This is a genomic window from Vibrio minamisatsumaniensis (assembly GCF_050337445.1).
Taxonomy (GTDB): domain Bacteria; phylum Pseudomonadota; class Gammaproteobacteria; order Enterobacterales; family Vibrionaceae; genus Vibrio; species Vibrio artabrorum.
On sequence record NZ_JAKJSY010000064.1, the window covers coordinates 15,790 to 28,061 of the forward strand.

Sequence of the window (12,272 nt, forward strand, 5' to 3'; positions counted from 1 at the left end):
GAGAGCAATCTAAGCATGTCAAAAGTTGAATTTAACCCAGTAGACCATCCGCACCGCCGTTATAACCCATTAACGGGTCAGTGGATCTTAGTTTCACCGCACCGAGCAAAACGTCCTTGGAGTGGTCAAGATGAGAAACCCTCAACCGCGCAGCTTCCTGCGTATGAGAAAGAGTGTTTCTTGTGCCCAACCAATACGCGTATCTCGGGCGATGAAAACCCAGATTACGATGGTACTTATGTATTCAGTAATGATTTCGCGGCGTTGATGCCTGATTCACCTGATGCTCCAGAGTCTGATAACCCTCTATTCAAGACTCAGGGTGTACGTGGGTTGAGCCGCGTGATCTGTTTTTCTCCGGACCACAGCAAAACGCTGCCGGAGCTTCCAATCAATAAGATTCGCGGTGTTATCAATACCTGGAATGAACAGATTGAAGAGCTAGGTAAAGACTACCTGTGGGTTCAAGCGTTTGAAAACAAAGGTGAGACCATGGGCTGTTCTCAGCCACACCCACACGGTCAAATCTGGGCAAACAGCTTTTTACCTAACGAGATTGAACGCAAAGACAAATTGCTAAAAGAGTACTTTGCGCAACAAGGTACAAACTTATTAGTGGATTACGTTGAAGCTGAAATGAAAGACGGCTCTCGCACTGTGGTTGAAACGGAACATTGGATTGCCGTGGTGCCTTACTGGGCAGCGTGGCCTTTTGAAACCATGTTGCTACCTAAAACACACATCCGCCGTATGAGTGAACTGACGGACGCGCAGCGTGATGATTTAGCGGTTGCGATTAAGAAGCTGACCAGTCGTTACGACAATTTGTTCCAATGCTCATTCCCTTACTCAATGGGCTGGCATTATGCACCGTTCTTCGAAGAAGGCACCGACATCGATCACTGGCAACTGCATGCATTGTTCTACCCGCCACTGTTACGCAGTGCTTCGGTTCGTAAGTTCATGGTTGGCTACGAAATGTTAGCAGAGTCTCAGCGTGATTTAACCGCAGAACAAGCAGCGCAACGTCTGCGTGATTTGAGTGACGTTCACTACAAAGAGCAGGAATAGCCTGTTTCGTTGATAGTAAAACTAATCGATAACTCGGTTACTAAATAAAAAAGCGAGATTCCTGATATCTCGTTCCTCGATTCTGGAATGACGGCAGGTGAAAGGCCTATAAGTTAGGAGCTTAGGGTTTTAGAAGCTTAGACGCCGATGTTGTCATTCCCTACCGTGAGAGAGGAACGAAATAGGGAATCGAAGAGAATTAAAGTGGCGCCGTAAAGGGGCCATAACCATTTGATTAAAGAGTTTAAGCAGAGAGTTTACTTATGTCTGATCTAATCCAAAATGTGAAAGCATCTTTTGAGCAAGTCCTTGGTTACCAAGCGACTCATATTATCCAAGCGCCAGGTCGTGTGAACCTGATTGGGGAGCACACTGACTACAACGACGGTTTTGTTCTACCGTGTGCCATTAACTACCAAACGGTCGTTGCAGCGGCTAAGCGTGACGACAATATTGTGCGCGTAGTATCAGTGGACTACGGCAATGCCGTGGATGAGTTCGATTTAACGCAAGCGATCACATTTCAACAAGACAAGATGTGGGCGAACTACATTCGTGGTGTAGTGAAGTGCTTAAAAGGTCGCGGTTTTGAATTTACAGGTGCCGATATCTCGGTAACGGGCAACGTGCCTCAAGGTGCCGGTTTAAGTTCTTCTGCGGCACTGGAAGTGGTGATTGGTCAGACATTCAAGGTGCTTTATAACCTAGAGATCAGCCAAGCCGAAGTCGCGTTAAATGGTCAGCAAGCTGAAAACGAATTTGTGGGTTGTAATTGCGGCATCATGGACCAAATGATCTCTGCAGAAGGTCGCGCAAATCACGCGATGCTTTTGGATTGTCGTAGCCTAGAAACTCAAGCGGTTTCAATGCCTGAAGACATGGCTGTGGTGATCATTAACTCGAACAAGAAACGTGGCTTGGTCGACAGCGAATACAACACGCGTCGTGAGCAGTGTGAAGAAGCGGCGTGCATCTTCGGTGTTCCGGCACTTCGTGATGTGACCATTGAACAATTCAAAGCGAAAGAGTCTGAGTTAGATGAAATGGTCGCAAAACGTGCTCGTCACGTGATTACTGAAAATGACCGTACCGTTGAAGCGGCTCAAGCTCTGCGAACCCATGACATGAAGCGTATGGGTGAGCTGATGGCTGAATCGCATGCATCAATGCGTGATGATTTTGAAATCACGGTCAAAGAGATTGATACGTTGGTTGATATGGTCAAAGAAGTGATCGGTAATCAAGGTGGCGTGCGTATGACCGGCGGTGGTTTCGGGGGCTGTATTGTGGCATTGGTTCCACCTGCGTTGGTTGATGAAATCAAAACAACCGTTGAACAGAAATATCAAGCAGCGACGGGTCTAAAAGAATCAATTTATGTGTGCCAAGCGAAAGACGGCGCAGGCTTAGTTGAAGTAATCTAACGGCTTCGAGACTTAATATAGAGCTTACCAAGTAAAAAGATCATGGTAGGCCAAATGCTAAAGCCTTTACCTCAAGGTAGAGGCTTTTTACTGGCAGTAGAAGGAATTTAGAATGACACAAGCGCAAAACCTGCATCAATCCATGACGCAGACTCCAGCCTATGATGGCCAACCCGCTCAGTTAGTGACGCTATCAAATACGCATGGCATGCAAGTGACATTCATGGATATTGGCGCAACGTGGTTGAGCTGTATCTTGCCAGTAAAGGGAAATAAAAGAGAGGTTTTGTTGGGTGTAAACTCAATGGAGAACTTCGAGAAACAAGCCAGCTATATGGGCACAACCGTTGGCCGTTATGCAAATCGCATTGCTAATGGTCGCTTCAAAATGGATGGTCAGAACTACAAGCTGGAAACCAACCAAGCGGGCAATACCTTGCACGGTGGCCCGAATGGTTTTGATAAACGTCGTTGGAATATTGCCGAGCAAACCGAAACGTCAGTGGTGTTTACGCTAGAGTCTGCTGATGGCGACCAAGGCTTTCCGGGGAATTTGAATGTGTCGGTGCGTTATGAACTCACTGAAGGTAATCGAGTTTCCATTCATTACTTGGCAACGACAGACAAGCCGACCGTGGTTAACCTAACGAATCATGCGTACTTCAATCTACTTGGTGCAGAAACCGGGCACGATTGCTTGTCACACATTGTCAGCATCAACGCCGATCAATTCTTGCCGACCAATTCGGTAGGCATTCCATTAGGCAACCTTAAATCGGTGAAATCGACCAGCTTCGACTTCAATCAGCCTATGATGATCTCAGAGCGTTTGTTGGGTGATGAACAGCAGAAAGCAGCAAAGGGGTACGACCACTCTTTCTTGTTGGCTGATGGCTGTAAGCGCACTCAATGCGCCGCGACCGTAACGTCACCAGATGCGCTCGTCACACTAAAAGTCTTTTCAACCAAACCTGCGATGCAGTTATACACCGGAAACTGGCTTGGTGGTACACCAAACCGAAGTGGTGGCAGCTATGAAGACTACGCGGGGTTGGCGCTAGAAACCCAGTTCTTACCTGACTCTCCTAACCACCCAGAGTGGAAGCAGGACAGTTGTATTCTCAAGCCTGAACAAGAATATAACTACCGTACCTGTTACCAGTTTGAATTTTCGGGGGATTCTTCAAACTAGTACGCTCTGGCTTAAAGCGGTTACGCGAATGTCTTTTGCTCGTGAATAGAACGATGTGAATCATCACATTGTTCTTGGGGGATGAGTAAAAGTGGCGCTCAACAAGAGGGCGGTTGATTCAGCGTGATTGTTGAGTCTCTGAGTAAGGTAGGAAAGCCCTAACAGACTAAAGTGTTTCTGTTAGGGCTTTTTTTTGTTTGCTGTTTAGTCCGTTGACCAGAACTTAGATTTTCTCTACCGAATTACGGCGTACCAAAGTCGGAGAGAACATCATTGGCTCAGTTGAGGTGTTTTCACCTTTGGCTAAGTGCAGCGCGAGTCGTGTCGCTTTCTCCGCCATCATCTGAATTGGATAGCGAATAGTAGTCAGCCTTGGATGAACATAGCGGGCAATCAAGCCATCATCGAAACCGATGATCGACATTGTGTCCGGTGCTTGAATACCGTTTTCATCAAGCACAGACAAAGCACCTGCTGCCATGTAATCGTTGTACGCTACAATGCCGGTGATTGGCAGTGATTTAGTCAAAAGGTTGGTCATGGCGTATTCGCCACCGTCACTGGTGGGAGTCGAGTACTCAATATAGTTGTCCGATAGTGCTATTTTGTAATCTGAGAGTGCTGACAAGTAACCTTGTACACGCTCATCAGCATCTTCAATGCTGTGCGATGAAGCGATACAGGCAATATTGTTATGACCATGGCGAATCAAGTATTCCGTCGCAAGATACGCGCCTTTCTTGTTGTCCAAAAAAATACAACGGTTGGCAATCTCAGCAATATAACGATTGATCAGTACCAAGCCCTTGACCTCTTTGGCGTAGGCAATCAGCTCTTCGTCAGTGAGTCCTTTCGAGTGGATCACCAAGGCATCGCAGCGACTATTAATCAGTAATTCAATTGCTTGTCTTTCTTCTTCACGATCGTGTGAGCCATTACCGACGAGGATGTGTTTTCCGTTCTCACGAGCAACATTATCGACAGCTTTAACCAGCGTGCCAAAGAAGGGATCGGAGATATCACCAACCAACACACCGACAGTATTGGTACTCTGGCTTACCAGCGCGCGAGCATTGGCATTCGGGCGATAACCGAGTTTAGACATCGCTTTAGTGACGGACTCAATTGAGTTTGCGCTTGCTTTCGGAGACTTATTTACGACTCGAGATACCGTTGCAACAGAAACTCCCGCTTCCTTTGCTACATCTTTAATGGTTGCCATGAGGGACCTTTCGTGGGCTAAATAACGTTAACCGGAGTATTAAACACCCATTGTGTAATAAGTGCAATTATCACCATTTTTATATTGCGATGAATTCACCATTACTCTATGAATTTATTGAATATATGTGAAGTGTAAACGTTATCTTCTATAGGTCAGTGTTTGAATCGATTGGCTGCAACAAAACAAAAATCGCGGTCATCGATGCGACCGCGATTTTAGAGTTTATGTTTTATTGTACAGACCTAGAACATGGCATTAGGAAAACTAGTTGTTGTTCATCCAGTCGACCATTTGAGTTCTATAAACGTCACTATTGCCACCGAAAATAGCTTGTACACCAGTGCCCACTCGCACGACACCTGCTGCGCCTAGCGCTTTCAATTTTTCTTCGTCGACTTTGTCTTGCTCGTCGACTTGGATTCTCAAGCGAGTGATACACGCATCTGTGCTCAAGATATTTTGCTTGCCCCCAAATGCGCTGACCAATTCACGGGCAAACTCTGAGCTTGTGTCATTGATTGCTTTGCTGTTGTCTTCTTCTTCACGGCCTGGTGTTTTGAGATCGAATCTCTTAATAAACCAAGTGAAAACTATGTAGTACAGCACTGCGTAAGCCAAACCTAGTGGTATGATCATCCAGCCTTTGGTTGAGATACCAAAGAAGGTCACGTAATCGATAAGACCCGCACTAAAGCTGTAGCCATGTTTGACACCCAGAATAATACACAGTGGATAAGCGAGCCCTGCAATGATCGCGTGAATCACGTAAAGCGCTGGTGAGATGAATAAGAACGCAAACTCAATAGGCTCTGTGATACCGGTTAGGAATGATGTCAGTGCAGCTGAGACCATGATGCCCATGACTTTGGTGCGATTCTTTGGTTTCGCAGCTCGGCCAATTGCAATTGCAGCGGCAGGAAGGCCAAACATCTTAAATAAGTAGCCACCAGCTAGGTTGCCCGCATTGGGATCGCCAGCGAAGAAGCGAGGAATTTCCCCATGGAATGCTTGGCCAGCTGCGTTTACAAACTCACCCGCTTGAAGTTGAATAATCACGTTAATCACATGGTGCAGACCAAATGGAATCAACGCTCGCTCAGCGGTGCCGTAAGCCCAGAATGCCACCAATGGATTTTGTTCCGTAGCCCAGGTGCCAAACCAATCAATGCCAGCACCGATTGGTTGCCAAATAAATGCAATGGCGACGCCCAAGAACAGCATAGAAAATGACGTTACGATTGGAACAAATCGCTTACCAGCAAAGAAGGCCAAATAAGCGGGCATCTTAATGGTGTAGAAGCGGTTAAACATATACGCACCAACCGCACCAGAGATGATGCCGCCAAGAACACCCGTGTCGATATGATCTACACCCAGCACGCCTGCCATGACTTTCAGTGTCGCCACCAGAACGTAATAACCGATACCTCCCGCTACCGCACTGACACCGTCATTGTTGGTGAATGAAATCGCCACACCTAATGCAAAAATCAATGGCAGGTTACCGAAGACTGCGCCACCGGCTTCTGCCATTAACTCAGAAACCACCGGTGGAATAAACCCAAATTGTGCCGAGCCAATGCCCAATAAAATACCCGCTGCGGGCATTGAGGCTATGGGCAACATCAAGGCTTTACCTACTTTAGACAAGTTGGCAAAAAAGTTAGCAAACATAAATATACTCCAATTTGTTATATAAAATTTGGGGTGCAATATCATCGATAAGTAATGGCAAAAAGGGGATTAGCGATAGCAGCGAAATTATGGTTTGCAGGGGGTAGGAGCATAAACATAAAGTAGGTTGCTATCGCTAAAGCTTTTAAAGAGTGAATTTACCGTTGGCGGAGAGGCTTTTGTTGCGAATGCTTTTTGCATTCAACAATCGATGAATTATCTTCGCCTGAATTACTCAACCGTAGGGCTGCACTAGAACTTAGTTTATTTTTGCTAAAAATGAGGAATATAAAAAGAGTGTGTTTTTTATATTTCAAGTTCCCCATAATGGTGTTTTTAGACGATTTTACTTGACTGGGCCATGATTAAACTAATATAAGGAACTTAAACTTAGCTTTGGAGTGCCTATTTTGGATGGTATTAACCTTTTTCGATATTACGAACGGCTAGAAGAATTTGAATTATTGCTCGAGCATGCCGTCACACTTGCAGAGACTGCAGACAAGATGTGCACCAGTCCACGGCATGCGCGTACCATCCTTAAACAGATGACGGAACGTAAGTGGGTTGCTTGGATGCCACGAGTCGGGCGAAATCAGCGTTCGACTCTCATTCGTCGCATCGGCCGCACCGAGGTGAAGCGCTCTATTGCCTTGGAGTGGATCAAAGAGAGCAAATACGACCGGGCTCTGGAGTTTCTTGAATACAATCAAGTGGTTTTCGAACAGTTGTTGAAGCAGACTTCTGGAGCACAAGTGACAGAAGGCAAAGTGAGTGTACAATTGACTTATAATCGGCCATTTGCTGCTCTTATTCCGACAATGCCGCATCGTAATAGTGAGCGCTATTTGATTCGTCAAATCCATTCTTGTTTGGTTTCAATGAACTCAGAAGGCGATTTGATTCCTAATATTGCACACCATTGGGAAGCCGATGAAAATTGGACAGTGTGGACGTTTTATCTTCGTCCTTCCGTGAGCTTTCATTCGGGTGGCAAAGTTGATGCTGAGGTTGTCTCGCAACTATTACTTGAACTACAAGCACTGCCTTATTATCGAAATGAACTCTATCACCTTGAAGCCATCACGGTTGAAACGCCTTATCGATTTTCTGTTCATCTCAGTCGAAGTGATAAAGGCTTTGCTGCGTTGATGAGTGATTTAAAGTACTCGCTCCAACCACCGGAACAACTCAAACACGCATCATCTAATGTTGTTGGTTGCGGTATATTTTCCCTTGAAATGCACTCAGACAGCAAGCTGACCTTAGCGGCTAATGAGCACTTTCATGGTTTCCGATCTTTGACGGATAAAGTGACGATTTGGTCTTTAAATTCGTCCTTGGATAACCATGAACAAGCCTCTGGTGATTCATGTGGTGTGCCTGACACAGAGCCGTATTCTAAAAAAATCATCACCAATGCGAGCAGTGAGTTCAATAAAAGTGCATTGGAAAGCCATCATACGCCAGACTTGCAACATACCGCATCAAGAGATCGGATTGAGGAAGGGTGTCTGTTTATTATTTTCAATCAAAACAACCCAAGCTTATCTTACCCTCAGCGTCGTTGGTTGAGCGAGCGACTAAACGGAGAGGAAATTTGGCGCCAGCTCGAACTTAATGAAACGACATTTGGAGCCGAAATAGCGCACAACTTCTTCCCTTTCTGGCATAACGTTAAACAGATCAGAAGCCAACAAACCGAATTGCCTCGCTCAGTTCAGATTGCCTGCTATTCCCACTTAGGGGTTCAACGCAGCGCCAAAGCTGCGGCACAAATATTGTCGAAGGCTGGCATTGAAGCGCAGATCAATCTCTACTCTTTTGAAGTGTTCATAGAGAAAGCACAGGGTGATGGCTTCACTGAAGAGATCGTCATGAGTAGCCTTAATCTTGATGATAACCGCCAAGTGTCGGCTCTGTTGTACTTTTTGAGTGATCCTGTTCTGCATGCCACAATTGGATCTGATGTGAGTGAATGGCTGGTGGTTGAGCTTAACCGTATCCGAGAGAATTTCTCACCCAACGAATACCTCAATCAACTCGAGCAACTAGGCTCTGTTCTTATCTACGAAGGCTTAATTACTCCGATGCTCCACCATAGGCAAACGCTCAGCTTTCTCGATATCTTTAAAGGCGTGAAAATCACCGCTTGGGGTTGGCCAAAATTGAGTGAGATCTGGTAACAGTTACTGACAACTTTTATGCTCTTTACTTCGCAGTAATGAGAGCTTTACCACTTGTAATTATTAGACTTAATGTTAGTGTAAATATTTATAGTTTACTTAATTTTAGTAAATATCGTTCTAGGTAAAAAGTAGCTCAATATAGGATGTGAGAAATGGATACTGTCTCTTATGGTGACTTTGCTAAGTTAGAAATGCGTGTGGGTAAGATCGTTGAGGTTGTGCGTCATGAAAACGCGGATAAGCTGTACATCGTGCAAGTGGATGTCGGTGACAAGACGCTGCAAACGGTGACCAGTTTAGTTCCTTACTACACAGAACAAGAGTTGATGGGCAAGCAGGTTGTTGTTTTGTGCAATCTAGCGAAGGCGAAGATGAGAGGCCACACTTCTGAGTGCATGTTGCTATGTGCCGAAACGGAAGATGAATCTGAAAGTGTATTGCTGACACCGGAGCGTGCGATGCCTGCAGGTATTCGAGTCGTTTAAGCGCGCTTTAGGTTGGAGAGCCAATGTGTGCACCAACCTAAATGAACTCGCTTTGAAGGGCAATTGGCTATCTAGAGCAACTCGCTGCGCACGGTCATTATCAAACCATCAATCACACTGTGGTGGTGATCGGAAACCCCGGCAAGGTTGCCGTATTTAGGCTGGTGGCGATCATTTTCTAATGGGTGATGCCAACCTTGCGTGTGTTTAATAAAGCGTTCCGCAAAGCTTTCAGACACCTCTAAACATCCTGCCAATACCGTATCGACATAGGTTTGAACGATAGGGCTGTTTTCGCAAGGTGCTTCAATCTCGTCTTTGATGTATACCCAGATCGCTTGATCCTGCTTGAACTCATCTTGGCTTTCGATCTGAGAAGCCTTTAATTTAATTCGGTGATAGCCACGCTCACGTCGATCAAATTCAGCCAGTGCAATATCATCCACTTCAAGCAACACACCATTGACTTGTCCCTTGCCAAGATTGACGATCAAAGGTGATAACACATAGCTGTCATCGATCTTGCTCCAATGGCGCACTAAGCCATGAACAATCGCAGGGATCGCTTGCCCTGTCTGACCGGTAAGCTGGCGTGAACATGAGTTGATTAAGCTGCCATAACCAAAAATATACATCGCATTCCTTGTCTGAGATCTTCCATTTAAGTTTTAGTCTTACTATATGTGGCGAGATACAAAAAGTCAGTAAGTTTCTATTTATACATTTATATGTCTTTATGACTCTTTCCGTTGTGTTTTTTTGACTTGTTTATTGGCTAGTAAATATCGTGAGTCGCTGTTTTTACTGGTTTTATCTAATTGGCGCGTTTCATGCAATGTGATCTGCATATTGCATCGGATTTTATGCACACCAAATTTGGTTTAGGTAATACCTTGACCACTTATCTGAGAATGGGGAACGAGTTTGTTAAATATCACAGATAAAAGTGTAGAAGAGGCGATTCCTGCCTATCTTCGTTTGGGGTTTAGACCTTTCTTCTTTTTAGGCAGTCTCTATGCTGTGATCGCGATTGTGGCTTGGGTTATCATGTTCCAAAACGGTCAGCCAGAGATTTTAAAAGTTCCCGCACTGTGGTGGCACGTGCATGAAATGCTGTTTGGTTTCTCGATGGCGATTGTGGTCGGCTTTGTGTTAACGGCGGTACAAACGTGGACAGGGGTAAACGGAACCAAGCACTATCGGTTGGCAGCGCTAGTGGGCTTATGGCTCACTCCTCGTATTCTGTTTTGGACCTCCGCACCGTTATGGCTGATCTCGTCGGTTGAGGCGCTGTTCTTAATCTTCGCCGTTTACGAAATGGGTTTCCGAGTCGTTAAATCGAAAGGTTGGAAGAACCTGTTCTTTGTGCCACTGTTTATATTGGCTATCGTGGCGAACTTTGCGAGTTACGCGACCATTAAGGGGATGCCTCCATTCCCATCGTCTGCCGTTTGGCAGGCCATGTTGTGGTGGTTTACCTTGCTGCTGTCTGTAATGGGTGGACGAGTGATTCCATTCTTTACGGCGCGTCGCTTTGATTTTGAAAAAGCTCAGCCCTTGGTTTGGTTGGAATGGCTCGCCAATCTACCTTTAGTGGCGTTATTTGTGTTGAGCTTCTTCCCATTGACTTTTGCTCAAGTTGGTCATGAGTTGATGGTATTTGCAGGGGTGGCTCAATTGGTACGCTTCATTCGCTGGAAACCGTGGACGACATTGTCAGAACCTTTGGTGTGGTCACTGCATGCGGCTTACCTTTGTATCCCTCTCAGTTTGCTATTACGTGGTTTATTAGACAACCCGTTCGCAAGCCATAACATGTTGCACTTGTTTGCGATTGGTGGTTTGAGTGGGTTAATTTTGGCGATGATTACGCGCGTGACCATGGGGCATACCGGTCGTGCTATCTATAAAGGGCCGAGTATGGCTTTGGCGTTCTCAGCTATTTTTATTGCGGCACTCGTTCGTAGTGTAGGTGTGACTTTCTTTCCGGCGTATTTATTTGAGATGGTCAACATCAGCGCGGGTTTATGGACGTTAGCGTTCGGTCTGTTTATCTGGAAATTTGGCATGATGCTGTTAACGCCAAGAGTGGATGGTCACCCGGGTTAATCGGGGCACGGCTAAACCTGAACGGTGATTAACTTGGACCATGATGAAAGGAAGTGTTGGTTCTCAAGTTTGTGATATCTCGCTAAAAAAGCTCTGTTTTAGGCGAATGAGTTAAGCTGTGATTGAGAATAGACCTCGTAAATCGGTGACATCAGTGAGTTCTTAGCGAATCGAAATGATCCGCAAACGATTTGCAGTTGAAGAGTGTGATCCGCGGCAAATATTTGCAGCAATATTTATTGATTTGTGCTCTAATACCGCGCTTACCAAGGGATGGTGTTAAAAGATGCTCACTTAGATTGAGTTATCAAAGTTGACCGATCCCTTAATGATCTCCCTTAGGAAAAATAGAACATGTCTAAGAACAAAAAATTTGATATCCGCCTAACAGAAAAACGCAACGGTTGGTGCGCAGAGATTACTCGTCAAGTGACATCTCGCAGCACAACGGTATCTAAGCGTGAGTCTGGTTTCGAAACCGAAGCTCTAGCGCAAGAGTGGGCAGAAAAAGAGCTCGCCTCTTTCATCGCTAACCAAGCTGAACGTAATGAACGTAAATCAGAGCAGCGCAAAGAGCGTGACGAACTGCGTCACACTAAAGAGCTTAAAGCAGAACAAGCTCGTGAAGCTCGTGCTAAAGCGCGTGCCGAAGAGGAAGACGCTGAGTAATTCAGTGCATGACAAATTGATTGTTCCCTTAATTTTAAGATAAGGGAACAATAAAAAGGCCCCAAGATATGAAGTGACCCCATAAAGTTGGACATTTCTGTTAAGCGGCTTTCAAGGCCTGAGTTCGATATTCTATCGGAGTCAGGCCTTTTAGTTTCACTTTTATACGTTTGGTATTGTAGTACTCGATGTATTCTTTAATTTTCTCTATCAGTGCATCTGCATCTTCAAAGC

Annotated in this window: 11 protein-coding genes; 7 read left to right on the forward strand and 4 right to left on the reverse strand. The window is 45.4% G+C overall.

Features of this window, described 5'->3' with window-relative positions; all coding sequences use genetic code 11:
* The first annotated feature begins 15 nt into the window (after window positions 1-15).
* The 3 genes from L4B77_RS14580 (at window position 16) to galM (ending at window position 3,687) form a co-directional block, all read left to right on the forward strand.
* The gene (locus L4B77_RS14580; RefSeq protein ID WP_429751286.1) at window positions 16-1,071 is read left to right on the forward strand and encodes a UDP-glucose--hexose-1-phosphate uridylyltransferase; all 1,056 of its coding nucleotides are present in this window, start codon (window positions 16-18) and stop codon (window positions 1,069-1,071) included.
* Between the two features lie 263 nt (window positions 1,072-1,334).
* Window positions 1,335-2,495: a galactokinase gene (gene galK, locus L4B77_RS14585; protein WP_429751288.1), complete on the forward strand. Its 1,161-nt coding sequence runs from the start codon at window positions 1,335-1,337 to the stop codon at window positions 2,493-2,495.
* A gap of 112 nt (window positions 2,496-2,607) precedes the next feature.
* Window positions 2,608-3,687: a galactose-1-epimerase gene (gene galM, locus L4B77_RS14590; protein WP_261837950.1), complete on the forward strand. Its 1,080-nt coding sequence runs from the start codon at window positions 2,608-2,610 to the stop codon at window positions 3,685-3,687.
* A gap of 223 nt (window positions 3,688-3,910) precedes the next feature.
* On the opposite strand, the gene L4B77_RS14595 is transcribed toward galM, so the two are convergent.
* Window positions 3,911-4,909, reverse strand: coding sequence for a substrate-binding domain-containing protein (locus tag L4B77_RS14595; protein WP_429751290.1), 999 nt, complete (start codon window positions 4,907-4,909; stop codon window positions 3,911-3,913).
* 267 nt (window positions 4,910-5,176) lie between these two features.
* The gene (gene ptsG / locus L4B77_RS14600) at window positions 5,177-6,586 is read right to left on the reverse strand and encodes a PTS glucose transporter subunit IIBC (RefSeq protein WP_429751292.1); all 1,410 of its coding nucleotides are present in this window, start codon (window positions 6,584-6,586) and stop codon (window positions 5,177-5,179) included.
* A 401-nt stretch (window positions 6,587-6,987) separates the two neighbouring features.
* On the opposite strand from ptsG, the gene L4B77_RS14605 reads away from it, so the two are divergent.
* Window positions 6,988-8,772, forward strand: coding sequence for an SgrR family transcriptional regulator (locus L4B77_RS14605; RefSeq protein WP_429751294.1), 1,785 nt, complete (start codon window positions 6,988-6,990; stop codon window positions 8,770-8,772).
* Window positions 8,773-8,927: 155 nt separating this feature from the next.
* Window positions 8,928-9,260, forward strand: a complete 333-nt coding sequence (locus L4B77_RS14610; RefSeq protein WP_372040196.1) for a tRNA-binding protein — start codon at window positions 8,928-8,930, stop codon at window positions 9,258-9,260.
* A gap of 71 nt (window positions 9,261-9,331) precedes the next feature.
* Here the strand turns inward: L4B77_RS14610 and L4B77_RS14615 are convergent, their stop codons facing one another.
* Complete coding sequence (locus L4B77_RS14615; RefSeq protein WP_429751296.1) at window positions 9,332-9,895, reverse strand: gamma-glutamylcyclotransferase family protein; 564 nt, start codon at window positions 9,893-9,895, stop codon at window positions 9,332-9,334.
* A gap of 289 nt (window positions 9,896-10,184) precedes the next feature.
* Between L4B77_RS14615 and L4B77_RS14620 the strand changes: the two genes are divergently transcribed.
* On the forward strand, window positions 10,185-11,369 hold the full coding sequence (locus L4B77_RS14620) for an NnrS family protein (protein WP_429751298.1): 1,185 nt from the start codon (window positions 10,185-10,187) through the stop codon (window positions 11,367-11,369).
* Window positions 11,370-11,723: 354 nt separating this feature from the next.
* Complete coding sequence (locus L4B77_RS14625) at window positions 11,724-12,038, forward strand: DUF3622 domain-containing protein (protein WP_010436335.1); 315 nt, start codon at window positions 11,724-11,726, stop codon at window positions 12,036-12,038.
* Window positions 12,039-12,138: 100 nt separating this feature from the next.
* Here the strand turns inward: L4B77_RS14625 and L4B77_RS14630 are convergent.
* The coding region (locus L4B77_RS14630) for an IS3 family transposase (protein WP_429751301.1) at window positions 12,139-12,272 on the reverse strand (134 nt) is incomplete at its 5' end.